Below are 14,442 nucleotides of genomic sequence, written 5' to 3' on the forward strand. Positions count from 1 at the left end.
CCCTGGGAACTACGCCGTCCCCCGGGAAACCGCATCCCAACCCGCTTCGAGCGCCGCGGCATGGCCCTTGGCCACCAGGTCTTCGATTTGCGCTTTGTTTGTCGCAAGACATGAGCTCACCGCGCATTTCCGATTGCCTGAACTGCCAGATGCGCGGCGAAAGCATTTTCGCCGGCCTCACTCCGGTGGAACTCTGCACCCTGGGAATGAAGGTGCAGGATGTCGATTGTATCGCTGGAGAAACCCTCTACCGGGCGGGAGAACCAGCCCGCTACGCTTACACTTTGCGGGAAGGGGCGGTAAAACTGGTAAAGTCCCTGAGCAACGGTCAGGAGATCATTCTGCGCTTGCTGCATCACGGTGATCTTTTCGGTTTTGAAGGGATGCACGAGGCTGTGCACCGCCACGATGCCATCAGCCTCGCTCCCGGCCAACTCTGTCGCCTCGATCTGATCGAACTACAGCGCCTGTCGGAGCGTCTGCTGAAAATTCGTGAGGCCATCTTTCAGCGCTGGCAGCAAGCCCTGCGCGCCAGCGAGGAGCGGGTAGTGGAACTGGGAGCCAAGAAGGCAGACGCTCGCTTGGCTGCTTTTTTGCTGCAATGGGCGCAACGCTATCCGCGGCTGCGTGTCCTGCCCTTCCCGCTGACCCGCCAGGACCTTGCCGACTTTCTCGGCCTATCGGTAGAGCATGTCAGCCGTCTCATGGCGGAGTTCAAACGTCAGGAACTGCTGCGCGAGAGCCGCAACCAACTCGAAATCCTTGCCCCGCAGAAACTGCAGGGAATCGCCACGGCCAAATCCGACCGGTTGACTCCAGATTGATCTTTATCAATGCGTGCTTGCCTTGCCCTGGGCAAGATATCGCCATTGACGAGATTCCGCCCTCTTCGGGGGCGGCAGAGAAAAGTAAGACAAGGAGAGTCAGCAATGTACCAGAACGATTCTACAATGTTCCGCGTTCGTGGCCAGGGTGGTGGCGGGCGCGCCGGTGGCGATCCTGCCCGAGCCGCACGGCACCAACATGACCAAGCGGTTTTTCATCGTCTCCTGGCCCTGCACGAGCAGATCGAACGGGATCTGGAACTGTTGCCGAATGGGGTGCGCGCCCGCACCCGTTCCGACAATCCCGAAATCGTCGCGCTCCTGCACGACCATGTACCCTCCATGAAGCAACGGTTGGAAGAGAACTTTGGCCTGCGCTTCTGGGATCCAGCCTTTGCCGAGCTCTTTGCCCAGCACGACAAGATCCGCATGGAGCTCACCCTGCTGCCGGATGGCGTACTGATCGAGGAGACCAGCGAAGACCCAAACGTGGTCGAGCTGATCAAGGCCCACGGCCAGGTCATCAACCTCTTCGTCGCCAAAGGCGGCGCGCAAGCACAGCAGGAGAGTCCGTTGCCGGACAGCTACCGGCGCGTGCTCGCCTGAGCTATCCTGACCACCAGCATAGAGAGAGTCACAGGAGGATTGAATGGCCCAATTCACCATCATCGGCAGCGGCTTTGGTGCTTTGACGGCGGTGCGCGAGCTGCGCCGTCGCAGTCCAGAGCTGGAGATCCGCCTCGTTGCCCCCAAGCCGGAGTTCATTTACTACCCCAGCCTCATCTGGGTACCTACCGGCTTGCGCCAGGGCGAGGAACTGCGCATCGACCTGCGCGACTTCTTCGAGCGCCAACGCGTGGATTTCGTTGCCGACACCGTGCAGTCTATCGATGCCCAGGGACGCGTACAGCTGGAATCCGGCACTCAGCTCGAGCAGGACGCGCTGATCATTGCCGCCGGTGGACGCGGCCTGCGCAAATTACCGGGAATCGAGCACAGTCTCGCCATCTGTGACGGTATCGAGACCGCACAGGAGATTCGCAAGCGTCTGCAGGGTATAGCGGGCGGCAGCATTGCCTTTGGTTTTGCCGGCAACCCTCAGGAACCCAGTGCTGTGCGCGGAGGCCCCATCTTCGAACTGCTCTTCGGCATCGATACCTACCTGCGTCGACAGGGTATCCGCAACAAATTTACCCTGACCTTCTTCAACCCCATGCGCGAGCCGGGCAATCGTCTCGGTGCCGCCGCCGTCGCGGGGTTGCTGGCAGAGATGGAAAAGCGCCAGATTCATACCCATCTCGGGCATAAGATTATGGGCTTCGATGCGCAGCAGGTGCATACCGAAGGAGGCGACATCGATGCCGACCTGATCCTTTTCATGCCTGGCATGACCGGCCCGTCCTTTGCTGCCAACAGCGGTCTGCCGCTTTCACCTGGGGGATTCCTGCAGGCCGACAATCATTGTCAGGTTCCCGGACTGCCTGGGGTCTATGTGGTGGGGGATGCAGCATCCTACGGTGACAGTCCGGACTGGCTACCCAAACAGGGGCACAGCGCCGACCTCCAGGCCAAGACTGCGGTGCACAATGCCCTTTGCCATCTGCAAGGGAAAGCGGCAGATCAGACATTCCGCCAGGAACTCATCTGCATCGTCGACAGCCTCGACGGCGGCAATCTCGTGTATCGCACCCCCAACACGGCGCGCGTCGTGCCCGGCTCCTGGTGGCATCTGGCCAAACGTGCCTTCGAATGGCGCTATCTGGCCCCCTATCGTCCCCGTTCTGCCGGGTAAACCCGCCCCTTCCAGGCACCACCCCGTCCGCCGTAGTGACGGCGGGCGGAGTCCAGGGTCATCAGGGTATACAGCCAGGCCGCCGGTTGTAGGCTCAAGGCCCACATTGGCGAAAGTCGATAATCGTGCAGGGTAGGCCAGAATATCCGCCAGGAGAGTAACAGGCTGGCCAGGGACAGACCCCAGACCCAGGGCTGGCCGTTCATTAGCCCAAGTACCAACAGAACCCAGGGCAAGAGGTACAGGAACAGCATGGCGAGCGTGGCAATCAGCAGCCGGCTCGGGCGGAACTCGAGCTGGACGTAGGCCGAACGCGCCACCATCCGCCAGATTTCTTGTAGATGGGTATAACGACGCAAACTGATGCTGTGATCGGCCAGACCCAGCCAGATGGGCCCCTCTGCCTTGAGTTGCGCGGCTAGGGTGCAATCGTCGATGAGTGCGCCGCGCATGGCCGGCAGCCCGCCGCTCGTCTCCAGCGCCGCGCGGGCCACCAGCATGCAACCACCCGCCGCACCGGCGAGCCTACGGCGCGAATCATTGACCCAGGCGAAGGGATACAACTTCTGAAAAAAGAATAGAAAAGGTGGAATGAGCCAGCGCTCCCACAGAGTTTGGCAAGAAAGACGTACCATGAGTGAAACCAGAACGCGCTTCTCTGCTACCGCCTTGGCGACGAGGGCGCGTAAGACCTGCGGCGCATGGACGATGTCACCATCGGTGAACCACAGGTAAGGCGTGTCGCCGGCCGCTGCTTCCACTCCTTGCTGCATGGCCCAGACCTTACCCGCCCAGCCTGCCGGGAGGTCTTTTCCGCGCAGGACCGTCAGTCGCGATGCGGCACCCAGTTCGGCAGCCGCAGACTGCGCCAGCTCCGCGGTGTCATCGACACTTTGGTCATCAATCACGATCAAGTACAGCGTTCCGGGGTAGTCCTGAGCGAGAATCCCGCGCACACAGGCAGCAATCCCGGCGGCCTCGTTCCGCGCGGGGACCACGGCAGTGACTGCCGGCCACTCGGCAATCTCCCCTACGACAAGGCGCTGATCGGCGCGCCAGAATGCTCCTCGGGCCAAATACAGGACGATCCAAGCCAGAAAAACCGCAACCGCAAACGCCAAGGACATCAGGCATTGCCACCGATACGCCATTGGGTCGCTTCCTCGACCTTGGAACCAGGGTCCTCCAGGCCGCGCTTCATGCACTCCATCTTGATCGCAAGGCGTAGATCATTCTGGGAATCGGCGCCACGGATGGCATCCTCGTACTCGATCATGCCTTCCATAAACAGCTTCACCAGCGACTGATCGAAAGTCTGCATACCGACATCGTTGGGCCGTGCCATGGCATCTTTCAACAAGCCGACTTCCCCGCGATAGATGAGATCGGCGATCGTCGGCGTATTGATCAGGACTTCCATTGCCGCAATTCGTCCTGGTCGGCCCTTGAGAGGGAGAAGACGCTGCGAAACTACGGCGCGGAGGTTCAGGGAGAGGTCCATGAGCAACTGCCTCTTACGCTCCTCCGGGAAAAAGTTGATGATGCGCTCCACCGCCTGATTGGCATTGTTGGCATGCAAAGTGGACATACAAAGGTGGCCGGTTTCCGCGTAGGCCACTGCATGCTCCATGGTCGCGCGGCTTCGCACTTCGCCGATCAGGATGACGTCGGGGGCCTCACGCAGGGCATTTTCCAGGGCATTCTCATAATTCAGGGTATCAATGCCGACTTCGCGCTGATTGACGATCGACTTGATATTTTTGTGGAGATACTCGATGGGATCTTCAATGGTCAGAATATGCCCTGCAGAACTGGCATTACGATGTTGCAGCATGGACGCCAAAGAGGTGCTTTTTCCGGAGCCGGTAGCACCCACAAACAGTACCAAGCCGCGGGAGGTCATCGCCAGTTCCTTCAGAATCGGCGGCATGTGCAACTGGTCGAGAGTCGGGATCTGCGTCTTGATGGCACGGATAACAAAGGAAATCTCGTTTCGCTGAAAAAATCCGTTGACCCGAAACCTACCCACACCGGGGACGGACAAGGCGAGATTGGCCTCCTTTTCGTGCTGGAAATCCTGCAGACGCTCCAAACCCAGGATCTCCTTCGCCAAGGCCAGACTTTGGGCGGGCCTCAGGGGCTCATCACCAACGGGAACGGCGCGCCCATCGATCTTCATCACCGGCGGCGCGCCCACCGTGAAATACAGGTCGGAACCGTTTCTTTCCATCATCAACCGTAACAGGTCATCAAGCACTGGCATGGTTTTCTCCCATCAAGCGACGTTGGCGAGGCTCTCTTTGTTCTGCGCCCTACGCAGTGCATCGTCGCGGCTGATCTTGTGCGCCCGGACCAAGCCGAGTAAACACTGGTCGAGGGTCTGCATCCCCTGATTCTGGCCTGTCTGAATGACGGAATACATCTGTGCCACCTTGTTTTCCCGGATCAGATTGCGGATCGCCGGGTTGGCAATCATGATTTCGTGCGCCGCTACCCGCCCGCGATGGTCGGCGGTCGGGATGAGGGTTTGCGCGATCACCGCGCGTAGGGACTCGGAGAGCATGGCCCGCACCATATCCTTCTCCCCGCCGGGGAAGGAATCGATGATTCGGTCGATGGTTTTCGGAGCAGAGCTGGTGTGCAGGGTACCAAAGACCACGTGCCCGGTCTCCGCCGCAGTGAGAGCCAGACGCATGGTTTCGAGATCACGCAACTCACCTACCAGAATCACATCCGGATCCTCACGCAGGGCGGAGCGCAGGGCGTTTTCAAAGGATTTCGTGTTGGGCCCGACCTCACGCTGATTGATCAGACACTTATTGGGGGTATGCAGAAACTCGATCGGGTCCTCGATGGTAATGATATGGTCCTGACGATGGTTGTTGATGTGGTTCACCATGGCCGCGAGGGTGGTCGATTTGCCCGATCCCGTCGGCCCGGTCACCAGCACCAGCCCGCGCGGCACGTCGATGATTTCCTTGAATACCGGCGGCGCATTCAGCTCTTCCAGACTCAGGACCTTGGCAGGGATGGTGCGAAACGCTGCTGCTGGACCACGATCCTGCTGAAAGGCATTGATACGAAAGCGCGCCACCTGAGGTACATCGATGGCGAAATCGATCTCCAGATTCTCTTCGTACCATTTCCGCTGGGCATCGTTCATGATGTCGTAGATCATGGCATGCACGATCTCCTTGCTCAGAGGTGGCACGTTGGCTGGCTTGATCTCGCCGTTGATACGCAGCATGGGCGGCAAGCCAGCGGAAACGTGGATATCCGACGCATTGTTTTTTACCGCGAAACCGAGCAGATCGGTGACATCCATTTGGCTCATCGGCGACTTCCTTCTTTGGGCAAACAGTATTACGCCATTACTATAGGCGATCTTCCGGATTCCGCCCAAAGAGAGTCGAATGGACCTTGCACCACGCCTACAGCAACTTCAACAAGAGATTCAGGGCGATGTGCCCTGCCGCCTGCTGGCGGTCAGCAAAACGGTGCCTGCTGAGCGTATACGTGCCGCCTACGCACTGGGCCTGCACCATTTTGGGGAAAATTACTTGCAGGAGGCCCTGGCCAAGATGGCGGCCCTGGCGGACCTGAAAATTTCTTGGCATTTCATTGGCCGCATCCAGCGCAACAAAACCCGCGAGATCGCTCGGCATTTTGACTGGGTAGAGAGCATCGACCGCAGCATTCTGGTCGAGCGTCTGGATCGCGAGCGGGCCGGACTCCCACCCCTCCAGGTCTTGATCGAGGTTGCCATCAGCGGCGAGAAGGACAAGGGGGGCTGCACGAAAGAGGACATTTTCCCCTTGGCGGAGCAGATCGTCGCCTGCGACAATCTTCGGTTACGCGGCCTGATGGCTCTGGTGCATCCAACTCCCGGCGAGGCCCGCAAAAATTTTGCGCAGATGCGGGAATTCTATGAACAATTGCGGGGACGATTTACCGATCAGCAGATCGACACCCTTTCCATGGGCACCTCAGGCGACTATCCTGAAGCCCTAGCCCATGGGGCAACGGAAATTCGACTGGGCACCGCGCTGTTTGGCGGCCGCCCCAAGGAGTAACGATTGCAGCAGCAGATCATTTTTCTCGGCGCGGGCAACATGGCCCGAGCCCTCATCGCCGGCCTCTGCAATGATGGTTTCCCTGCGCAGCAGATTCAGGTACATGCTCCCCATCCCGAACGCCGCGACGCCTTGGCTGCGGAATTCGGGGTTCACAGCCGCAGCGCCGAGCCTTGTCCCCTGCCGCCAGAAGCCGTGGTCGTATATGCCGCCAAGCCCAAACAGATGCGGGCCATACTCACTGCCTGGGCGTACGAGCTGCGCGCTGCCCGAGTCTTGTTGATCTCGGTTGCTGCTGGCGTGCGCCTCGCCTCCATACAGGCGCTGGTACCGGAAGTCGACGTCGTCCGGGTCATGCCCAATACCCCCACGCAGATTGGCGCTGGTGCGAGCACTCTCTATGCGCCAGCGGAGCTGGGCGCCGCGCGGCGACGACAGGCTGAACAACTGGTGCAGAGCACCGGGCTGGCAGAGTGGCTGCCCGACGAGGAAAGCATGGACATGGCCACCGCCCTTGCCGGAAGTGGCCCAGCCTACGTCTTTCTGTTGCTGGAAGCATTGGAAGACGCCGCGGTGGCTGGCGGACTGTACCGTGATCAGGCCCGCCGTCTGGCGATTGCCACTCTGCGCGGGGCAGCGGAACTCGCGCAGCAGAGCGGGCTGGCACCGGCCTTGCTCCGCCACCAGGTCACCAGTCCCGGCGGGACGACGGCGGCGGCTGTCGCGGCCTGGGAAGAGGGTCTACGCCCCCTCGCCAAACGTGCCTTGGACGCCGCCAGCCAGCGCAGTCGGGAGCTCGCGGCACTCCTGGCCAAAGAGCTCTGAGATGCTACTTTTCGATCTCTACCGCCTGCTGGAATTTGCCCTGACCCTGCTATTCTGGGCCATTTTCCTCCGCGCCATCCTGTCTTGGGTGCAACCCAACCCCTACAATCCAGTGGTGCGCTTTCTCGACCGCGTGACCGATCCCATCCTGCGCCCACTGCAGCAACATCTGCCGCCTCTCGGCGGAATCGATCTCAGCCCGCTGGTGGCGATGCTCCTCATCGAGGCAGCAAAAATGCTTCTGCCACGCCTGCTCTTTGGCGGTTTCTAGTATTCTCTTTCCGCTTTGACCGTTTTGGACCAAGATCATGACTCAACCCTCCCTGGAAGAAATTCTCGAACTCTTCTCCCTCCCCTTCAACGATCTCCTTTTTCGCGCGCAGCAGGTGCATCGAGAGCACTTCACGCCGAATGCCGTGCAATGTTCCACGTTGCTGTCGATCAAGACCGGTGCCTGCCCAGAGGACTGCGGCTACTGCGCGCAAAGCGTGCATCATGAGGCCAAACTGCCGGTTACCCCGCTGATGCCCCTGGCGGACGTGCTTGCTGCCGCACAAGCTGCCAAGGATGCGGGGGCACAACGTTTCTGCATGGGAGCGGCCTGGCGCAGCCCGCATGAACGGGACCTGGAGAAAGTGGCGGAGATGGTGCAGGCAGTGAAGGACCTGGGCCTCGAAACCTGTGTCACTTTAGGGATGCTCAAGCCCGGTCAGGCGGAGCGCCTGCAGGCGGCCGGTCTGGACTACTACAACCACAATCTCGATACCTCGCCAGAGTTCTATGGCGAGGTGATTCACACGCGCAGCTACGCGGAACGTCTGGAAACCCTGGAGGCGGTGCGCAACGCCGGAATCAAAGTCTGCAGTGGCGGAATCCTGGGTATGGGAGAAAGTCGGCGTGACCGCGCCCGCCTGCTGCAAAGCCTGGCCGCTCTGGAGCCGGCGCCGGAAAGCATTCCCATCAACGCCCTGGTGCCCATTGCCGGTACTCCTCTCGCCGAAGCCGAACCCATCGACGAGATTGAATTCGTGCGCACCATTGCCGTAGCGCGCATTCTATTTCCCAAAAGTTACGTGCGCTTGGCCGCCGGTCGGGAAAAGATGAGTGACGCATTACAGGCATTGGCCTTTCTGGCCGGCGCCAACAGTATTTTCTTGGGAGATCGTCTGCTGACAACCAACAATGCCAGCAGCGATCACGACGCAGGTCTCTTCGCCAAATTAGGACTGCAAGCAGCGCCCTACTGATCACCGAAGGAGAGCGGGAAGGAATAGGTGACGAGAGCCTCGTTCTCGCCAGGATCCTGACTGACGATGTAGGCATTGGAAATGTGCGCGATCTTGACCCCGAGCCGCCCGCCATTGGCAAACTGATAGGCGAGGCCCAATTCCAGACGAAATTCAAAGATGCTGCCCAAATCTTTGCCGTTCTTCCCAGCATCATAGCCACCAAAGCCGAGAACCGGGGTCAAGACCCAACGGTCCCAGGCAATATCCGAGTAAAAGCCGGTATAGCCCATGAATCCGCCCCGAGTGTTGGCCATGAGGCCCCAGACGGCGCCAATCCCAAAAAGTTTCGAGGCCGACTGGTACTCGACGTTGATCTCCGGTACGCGCGGATTGGGGCCGGAAATGGGGTGAATCCCGACCCCGTTGAAAACCCCCACACCGGCGCTCAGGTAGGCCGGCCCACTCTGGATCACATGCAACCCTTCGGCGCTGGCAAAAGGCGCAAAAGCCAGCATTGCGGCACCTACAAATAACCTCTTCGGGGAAGAAATCCGCATTCGCTACTCCTTAGTCTCTGTTCAAAAATTACTTGCCCGCAGGCGCGCCATGCGCTACCTTATCGACCGAACGGTCAGTATGTCTTGTGTTACGAATTCCGTCAAAGATTCTAACGCTGGACAGGTACCAAGGCCGAAAGACACGCCCTACGTATTGCTGCGGGAGAAGGGAAATCGCCATGCGATGGATCAAGCGGTTTGCGGTGCTCATCATTGTGGTGCTGGTTGCCTTCGGCGCCTATGCCTATTTTCAGATCTCCGACTACTACCCAAGTACTGATGACGCCTATGTACACGCCCATGTCGTCAACATCGCTCCGCGGGTAACTGGTCATATCGTGGCCCTCTACGTGCGCGACAACCAGATCGTCCAGCGGGGACAGCCTCTCCTCAAAATCGATCCGCGGGCCTATGAGTATAAATTAGAGCAGGCCGAGGCTGAACTCGCCCAGGCACAGCGGCAGCGTGCCAGCATCGCTGCCAAGATCGCCTCGGCACAGGCGCAAATCCGCGCCAATCAGATCAATTATGCCAACGCCGCACGCAATGCCGATCGCGCCAAGGCGCTGGCCGCCAAACGGTATCTGTCGGTGCAGGCAGCAGATGACGCACAGACCAAAGCGGCTGAGTTGCAAGCGCAATTGCAGGCCAATCGCGCCACATTTGCCGGGGCCGTGTCAGAAAAATCGCTGAACAAAGCGAGGATCGCCGCAGCCGAGGCAGCAGTGCGTATGGCCAAGCTGGATCTTTCGGAGACGACGATCTACGCCCCGATCGCTGGGGTGGTCAGCAAGGTGGATAAAATCCATGTGGGAGATGTGGTGTCCGTCAATCAGGATCTCTTCCCGCTGATTGGCGACCAAGCCTACTGGATCGAGGCGAACTACAAAGAGACCGATCTCGACCGCATCCATCCGGGACTCGCAGCGACCATCAACATCGACATGTACCCCAACCACAGCTTCAAAGGCAAGGTAGTGAGCATCAGTGGTGGCGCCGGCAATGCCTTTTCTCTCTTACCCCCGGAAAATGCGACCGGTAATTGGGTAAAGGTCACGCAACGCGTGCCGGTGCGTGTCGACGTGCTCAATCCCGATCCGAAGCTCCCCCTGCGCATCGGTACGAGCGCAACGGTTACCGTCAGCACCAAAGACATCCCGGGCTGGGTAACCTTCTTGCAACCGTTTTTCTGATCTTTGACTCAGGCAGGCCCGATGCGCTTGCCTTCGATTTCCACTTTGATCTCGATTTTGTTCGACAGGCCTTGCGGCAGGTAGGCCATTAAGCCGTAGTTGGAACGCTCGATGCTGGTCGTCGCCACATAGCCGGAAAGGTAACCACCCCACGGCTTGGGCAGATAGGGTACGTCTCCCGCGCCGATCTCCCGCACCCGGAACGTCACCGGATGGGTGACGCCGTGAAAACTGAGTTTGCCGGTAAGCAAACCGGTTTTTGCGCCAGTGGGATGGTAGCTGCCACTGACAAAGTGGATCTCGGGGTATTTCTTGGCGTCGAAAAATTTGCTGCTGCGCAGAATGGCATCCCGCGCCTGGTTGTCGGTATCGATGCTGGCGACAGGAATGCTGATGTCCACCCGGTCGAGAGCCGGATTCTGGGTGTCAAAGCGATAGGTTCCGGAAATTTTGTTGAAGCGTCCGGTAAGCTCGGTAATCCCTACATGACCGATAGTGAAATAGGCGCCGCTGTGGGCGGGATCGATCCGATACTGGCCATCGGGGTTACCATCCAGATTATGATACGAGGCGGCCATACTGGCGACTGGCAGAAGCAGCAAGAGACCGACCGAACTGGATACGTTGCGTATTTTCATGGCGACACCTCCGTTTTGCGTGCATCTACTTTGCGCCTATCAATGACTTGCGGCAAGCCGGTGGCAGCTTCGCCAATTGCCCAAGCTGGCGGCGACGCGGGTGAATCCAGGTGGTGCGCATACCCAAAAGACGCGCAGTACGCAGGTTGGGACGGCTGTCATCAAAAAAATGACAGTGGCGGGCAGCGGCACGGTAACGCCGCAGCAAGCTGCGATAGGCGTGGACATCGGGTTTGCCGCGCAAACCCGCCGCCGAAAGGTCGAAAATTCCCAGGAAATGTCGCGTCACCTGCAAGCGTGCCAAGACCCGCTCGGCATGCGCCGCGATACTATTGGTAAAGATATATGCGGGCCCGTCGAGGCTGCCCAGCCAGCGGTCGAGGGACGGATTGGCGGGTACCGTGGCAGCCAATGCGGGCGGATGAATGGCCTGCAAAAATTCGTGGGGATCAATGTCGTGATGCCGCATCAATCCCGCCAGAGTGGTCCCGTAGCGGCGCCAGTATTGCTGTCGCAAGGCCTCGGCTGCGGCCCGCCCGAGACCGAGCCTCTCTTGCAGATAGGCATGCATGTAGCCATGCATCTGCGGAAAGCAGTGTACATTGGCATCATAGAGGGTATTGTCGAGATCGAAGAGATAAACCGGCCAGGGACGGCGACGCAGCCCAAGATAGCGGGGCAGAATGGCGTCGGCACGAGCTGCCCCGCGTCGCTGTCCGCGTCGTTTCCTCAATCGAGATCCGAGATGAGGGTACCCACGCCCAAGCGAGTAAACACCTCCAGCAGGAGCGCATGCGGCACCCGACCGTCGATGATATGGGCGGCACGCACCCCTCCCGCAAGCGCATCTAGGCAGCAACGCAACTTGGGAATCATGCCACCGGTGATCACACCGTTGCCCATCAGTTGCTGGACCTGCGCAATGCGCAAGCGCTCGTAGAGTTTGCCCGCCGGATCGAGCACACCGGCAACATTGGTCATGAGGACGAACTTATCGGCATGCAGGGTGCTGGCCAGAGCGCCCGCCACCAAATCGGCATTGATATTGTAGGATTCTCCGCCGGCGCCGACGCCGATGGGGGCAATGACTGGGATCACCCCGCCGGCATCGAGAAAGCGGATCAGCTCGGCATTGACCCGCGTCACCTCCCCCACCCACCCCAGGTCCACACCGTCATCCCGCTGCAGCTTATCTGCCTGGATCAGATTGCCATCCTTGCCGGTCAGCCCCACCGCTTTTCCACCGGCACGCTGAATTCCCTGGACAATCTGCTTGTTGACCAATCCACCGAGCACCATCTCCACCACTTCCATCGTCGCGTCATCGGTCACGCGCATGCCATCGAGCATTTTCGAAGGCAGATCGAGGCGCTGCAGCAACGCATTGATCTGCGGACCACCGCCATGGACGATGACCGGGTTCATCCCGACCTGTTTGAGCAGTGTGACGTCGTAGGCGAACTGTTCCTGCAATGCGGGCTCGGTCATGGCATTGCCGCCATATTTGATGACCAGGGTGCTGCCCTGGAAGCGTTGCATGTACGGTAAGGCCTCGATGAGGAATTCGGCCTGCTGACGAGGGTCGATGCTCATGAAGAAATATCCTATGGCTCAGAACGGTTGCGAATCCCGCGTAATAGCACTTCGACCATCGCCCGGTCGTATTCTTCGGGGCGATCGACAAAGGTCACGGCAGGATATTGTCGCAGCAATTCGCGCGATTGGAAAAAAATGACGTTAGCACCGAGCAACATGGTCGCCACCAGCGCCGGATCGAAATCCTTACGCAGCTCTCCCCGTTCCTGGCCGAGCTGAAGAATCTGCACCAGGCTGGCGAAAAGATCCGCCAGCCCAGCATCCGCCAGGTCGCGGGCGCGTGGCTCACCCTTTTCCAGCAACTCACGCAGAAATAGACGCACCAATCGTGGACGCGCCAACAAATGCTGCAGATGATGCACGGCAAAATGGTGCAAGGCCTCGCTGGCCGTACCGTTCTCGTCCACCGCGGCTTGGAGCAGGGCGCGCAGACTGGTTGCGGCACTCTGCAGCACCGCCAGGTAAAGAGCGTCTTTATTGGGGAAATAGTGATAGATATTGGCCTTGCTGATACCGGCATCAGTGGCGATGGCATGCATGGAAACCGCATCGAAGCCGTGATCGGCAAACAGCTTCTCTGCCGCCGCGATGATTCTGCGGCAACCCTCTCCTTCGCTGCTCGCGCAAGGCGTGTCATTTTCCATTCTGGTAACCCACACAACCGATACTGACTCGTCGGTCAGTCTAGCACTGGAGCGCCTCCAAACGCCATCCACGCGATGCAGTCGGCTTTGCCATTTGCTATTCTTAGCGCCGTTCTTCTGTATGGTGCCCAATGTTCCACCAACATAACAGCCACAGCGACTTTTCTTTCACCCTGCTTTTGCAGGCATTGCGTGGTGTCACCCTCTGGCGCCCCAATGTCGTCTACGGCGGATGCATCCTCGCCGGGGCCATCCTTTGGGAGGCATTGGCCAGCTGGGGGCAGGACGCGACAGGTGCGGTTCTGGGTGCGGCCCTCTTTGCCCTGGCCATATTGATTGGCTACTTGGCCGCCGGACGTCTGTTGGTCTACGACGCCCGAGGCGAGCGCACCCCTGGTATTTGGCGCAGTATCCTATTCGCATTGCGGGCCTGGCCGCGCCTTCTCTTGCTAGTGGTCATGGAGGGACTGCTTCTGCTGGGGATCGGTGTCGTCGAAATGCTGGCCTTTGGCCTGACGCGCATTCCGGGTTTTGGTCCCTATCTCGTCGTACCGCTCTTTCCTTTGGCGGTCCTTTTCAACGCCGCATTGCTCATCCTCGCAATCATCGTCTTCAATTTGTCGGGTCCAGCGCTCTGGCATGGCGAGGGCGTGGCAAAGGCCTTGCGACATACCATTACCATCGCTCGGAAACGGCCTGGCTCCGTATTGCTGATGATGCTATTACTCGCCGTATTGAGCAGCGCCGTAGCCTTGGTAATCGTCCTGCTTCTATACGGTGGCTACGCCTTGACGCTGGCGGCGGCAACGCCATTTCTGGCGAATGCGCTGTACGACCATGGTGGCGGCGAGGCGCTCTTGCTCGATTGGCTCCCCAATTTGCATGTCGCGGTGCAGCAATGGCAGCAAAGCGTCTCCCCCATCGTCCATTGGACCCATAGCGGGCAACGCCTGTCCTGGTTTGCCGCGGGCATTCTCACTTTTTTGTTGCCCAACGTCGTATTTCTGTTGGGCATGGCTCACCTCTACCTGGAGGCCCTGGAACTGGAAGCTCCAGAAGACCTGTAAGGAA

17 protein-coding genes are annotated in these 14,442 nt (G+C 59.4%); 9 read left to right on the top strand and 8 right to left on the bottom strand.

Annotation, left to right across the window (positions count from 1 at the left end; translation table 11 throughout):
* Nucleotides 1-149 precede the first annotated feature (149 nt).
* The 3 genes from ORD17_RS02620 to ORD17_RS02630 all read left to right on the top strand — a co-directional run bounded on the left by ORD17_RS02620 (nucleotide 150) and on the right by ORD17_RS02630 (nucleotide 2,616).
* Nucleotides 150-824, top strand: coding sequence for a Crp/Fnr family transcriptional regulator (locus tag ORD17_RS02620; protein ID WP_308389350.1), 675 nt, complete (start codon nucleotides 150-152; stop codon nucleotides 822-824).
* A gap of 126 nt (nucleotides 825-950) precedes the next feature.
* Nucleotides 951-1,430: a hypothetical protein gene (locus ORD17_RS02625; protein WP_308389351.1), complete on the top strand. Its 480-nt coding sequence runs from the start codon at nucleotides 951-953 to the stop codon at nucleotides 1,428-1,430.
* 43 nt (nucleotides 1,431-1,473) lie between these two features.
* On the top strand, nucleotides 1,474-2,616 hold the full coding sequence (locus tag ORD17_RS02630; RefSeq protein WP_308389352.1) for an FAD-dependent oxidoreductase: 1,143 nt from the start codon (nucleotides 1,474-1,476) through the stop codon (nucleotides 2,614-2,616).
* Here the strand turns inward: ORD17_RS02630 and ORD17_RS02635 are convergent.
* The 3 genes from ORD17_RS02635 to ORD17_RS02645 are packed head-to-tail and all read right to left on the bottom strand — an operon-like array spanning nucleotide 2,592 to nucleotide 5,941.
* A complete protein-coding gene (locus ORD17_RS02635; protein ID WP_308389353.1) occupies nucleotides 2,592-3,767 on the bottom strand; it encodes a glycosyltransferase in 1,176 nt (391 codons plus the stop codon). The genes ORD17_RS02630 and ORD17_RS02635 overlap by 25 nt on opposite strands.
* A complete protein-coding gene (locus ORD17_RS02640; RefSeq protein ID WP_308389354.1) occupies nucleotides 3,743-4,879 on the bottom strand; it encodes a PilT/PilU family type 4a pilus ATPase in 1,137 nt (378 codons plus the stop codon). The genes ORD17_RS02635 and ORD17_RS02640 overlap by 25 nt, the downstream gene beginning before the upstream one ends.
* A 12-nt stretch (nucleotides 4,880-4,891) precedes the next feature.
* On the bottom strand, nucleotides 4,892-5,941 hold the full coding sequence (locus ORD17_RS02645; protein ID WP_374693399.1) for a type IV pilus twitching motility protein PilT: 1,050 nt from the start codon (nucleotides 5,939-5,941) through the stop codon (nucleotides 4,892-4,894).
* 88 nt (nucleotides 5,942-6,029) lie between these two features.
* On the opposite strand from ORD17_RS02645, the gene ORD17_RS02650 reads away from it, so the two are divergent.
* From ORD17_RS02650 to bioB, 4 genes are read left to right on the top strand one after another with little or no spacing between them, the layout of a single operon-like run.
* Nucleotides 6,030-6,689, top strand: coding sequence for a YggS family pyridoxal phosphate-dependent enzyme (locus tag ORD17_RS02650; RefSeq protein ID WP_308389356.1), 660 nt, complete (start codon nucleotides 6,030-6,032; stop codon nucleotides 6,687-6,689).
* Between the two features lie 3 nt (nucleotides 6,690-6,692).
* Entirely contained in the window at nucleotides 6,693-7,514 is an 822-nt protein-coding gene (proC, locus tag ORD17_RS02655; protein WP_308389357.1) for a pyrroline-5-carboxylate reductase, read from the top strand.
* 1 nt (nucleotide 7,515) lies between these two features.
* Nucleotides 7,516-7,785, top strand: a complete 270-nt coding sequence (locus tag ORD17_RS02660; RefSeq protein ID WP_308389358.1) for a YggT family protein — start codon at nucleotides 7,516-7,518, stop codon at nucleotides 7,783-7,785.
* 37 nt (nucleotides 7,786-7,822) lie between these two features.
* Complete coding sequence (gene bioB, locus ORD17_RS02665) at nucleotides 7,823-8,761, top strand: biotin synthase BioB (RefSeq protein ID WP_308389359.1); 939 nt, start codon at nucleotides 7,823-7,825, stop codon at nucleotides 8,759-8,761.
* Here bioB and ORD17_RS02670 read toward each other — a convergent pair.
* Nucleotides 8,755-9,258, bottom strand: coding sequence for an acyloxyacyl hydrolase (locus ORD17_RS02670; RefSeq protein WP_308389360.1), 504 nt, complete (start codon nucleotides 9,256-9,258; stop codon nucleotides 8,755-8,757). The genes bioB and ORD17_RS02670 overlap by 7 nt on opposite strands.
* Nucleotides 9,259-9,479: 221 nt before the next feature.
* On the opposite strand from ORD17_RS02670, the gene ORD17_RS02675 reads away from it, so the two are divergent.
* A complete protein-coding gene (locus ORD17_RS02675; RefSeq protein WP_308389361.1) occupies nucleotides 9,480-10,493 on the top strand; it encodes an HlyD family secretion protein in 1,014 nt (337 codons plus the stop codon).
* An 8-nt stretch (nucleotides 10,494-10,501) separates the two neighbouring features.
* Here ORD17_RS02675 and ORD17_RS02680 read toward each other — a convergent pair whose 3' ends face one another.
* From ORD17_RS02680 to ORD17_RS02695, 4 genes are read right to left on the bottom strand one after another with little or no spacing between them, the layout of a single operon-like run.
* A complete protein-coding gene (locus tag ORD17_RS02680; protein ID WP_308389362.1) occupies nucleotides 10,502-11,131 on the bottom strand; it encodes a YceI family protein in 630 nt (209 codons plus the stop codon).
* Nucleotides 11,132-11,156: 25 nt separating this feature from the next.
* Complete coding sequence (locus ORD17_RS02685) at nucleotides 11,157-11,864, bottom strand: pyrimidine 5'-nucleotidase (protein WP_308389363.1); 708 nt, start codon at nucleotides 11,862-11,864, stop codon at nucleotides 11,157-11,159.
* Nucleotides 11,861-12,724, bottom strand: a complete 864-nt coding sequence (argB, locus tag ORD17_RS02690; protein WP_308389364.1) for an acetylglutamate kinase — start codon at nucleotides 12,722-12,724, stop codon at nucleotides 11,861-11,863. Before argB ends, ORD17_RS02685 begins: the two co-directional genes overlap by 4 nt.
* Before the next feature lie 11 nt (nucleotides 12,725-12,735).
* Nucleotides 12,736-13,371 carry a TetR/AcrR family transcriptional regulator gene (locus tag ORD17_RS02695; RefSeq protein ID WP_308389365.1) on the bottom strand — a complete coding sequence of 212 codons (636 nt, stop codon included), beginning with the start codon at nucleotides 13,369-13,371 and terminating at the stop codon, nucleotides 12,736-12,738.
* A 131-nt stretch (nucleotides 13,372-13,502) separates the two neighbouring features.
* On the opposite strand from ORD17_RS02695, the gene ORD17_RS02700 reads away from it, so the two are divergent.
* Nucleotides 13,503-14,438, top strand: coding sequence for a hypothetical protein (locus tag ORD17_RS02700; RefSeq protein ID WP_308389366.1), 936 nt, complete (start codon nucleotides 13,503-13,505; stop codon nucleotides 14,436-14,438).
* The last annotated feature ends 4 nt before the right edge of the window (nucleotides 14,439-14,442 follow it).

The organism is Acidithiobacillus sp. AMEEHan (genome assembly GCF_030996345.1).
Classification (GTDB): Bacteria; Pseudomonadota; Gammaproteobacteria; order Acidithiobacillales; family Acidithiobacillaceae; genus Igneacidithiobacillus.

What these genes read in the sequence shown, in the direction of transcription:
- ORD17_RS02635 (WP_308389353.1), bottom strand. Translation starts at nt 3,767, where the DNA reads ATGGCGTATCGGTGGCAATGCCTGATGTCCTTGGCGTTTGCGGTTGCG.
- bioB (WP_308389359.1), top strand. Translation starts at nt 7,823, where the DNA reads ATGACTCAACCCTCCCTGGAAGAAATTCTCGAACTCTTCTCCCTCCCC.
- argB (WP_308389364.1), bottom strand. Translation starts at nt 12,724, where the DNA reads ATGAGCATCGACCCTCGTCAGCAGGCCGAATTCCTCATCGAGGCCTTA.
- ORD17_RS02675 (WP_308389361.1), top strand. Translation starts at nt 9,480, where the DNA reads ATGCGATGGATCAAGCGGTTTGCGGTGCTCATCATTGTGGTGCTGGTT.
- ORD17_RS02695 (WP_308389365.1), bottom strand. Translation starts at nt 13,371, where the DNA reads ATGGAAAATGACACGCCTTGCGCGAGCAGCGAAGGAGAGGGTTGCCGC.
- ORD17_RS02630 (WP_308389352.1), top strand. Translation starts at nt 1,474, where the DNA reads ATGGCCCAATTCACCATCATCGGCAGCGGCTTTGGTGCTTTGACGGCG.
- ORD17_RS02670 (WP_308389360.1), bottom strand. Translation starts at nt 9,258, where the DNA reads ATGCTGGCTTTTGCGCCTTTTGCCAGCGCCGAAGGGTTGCATGTGATC.
- ORD17_RS02650 (WP_308389356.1), top strand. Translation starts at nt 6,030, where the DNA reads ATGGACCTTGCACCACGCCTACAGCAACTTCAACAAGAGATTCAGGGC.
- ORD17_RS02700 (WP_308389366.1), top strand. Translation starts at nt 13,503, where the DNA reads ATGTTCCACCAACATAACAGCCACAGCGACTTTTCTTTCACCCTGCTT.
- ORD17_RS02640 (WP_308389354.1), bottom strand. Translation starts at nt 4,879, where the DNA reads ATGCCAGTGCTTGATGACCTGTTACGGTTGATGATGGAAAGAAACGGT.
- ORD17_RS02645 (WP_374693399.1), bottom strand. Translation starts at nt 5,941, where the DNA reads ATGGATGTCACCGATCTGCTCGGTTTCGCGGTAAAAAACAATGCGTCG.
- ORD17_RS02625 (WP_308389351.1), top strand. Translation starts at nt 951, where the DNA reads ATGTTCCGCGTTCGTGGCCAGGGTGGTGGCGGGCGCGCCGGTGGCGAT.
- ORD17_RS02680 (WP_308389362.1), bottom strand. Translation starts at nt 11,131, where the DNA reads ATGAAAATACGCAACGTATCCAGTTCGGTCGGTCTCTTGCTGCTTCTG.
- ORD17_RS02660 (WP_308389358.1), top strand. Translation starts at nt 7,516, where the DNA reads ATGCTACTTTTCGATCTCTACCGCCTGCTGGAATTTGCCCTGACCCTG.
- ORD17_RS02620 (WP_308389350.1), top strand. Translation starts at nt 150, where the DNA reads ATGCGCGGCGAAAGCATTTTCGCCGGCCTCACTCCGGTGGAACTCTGC.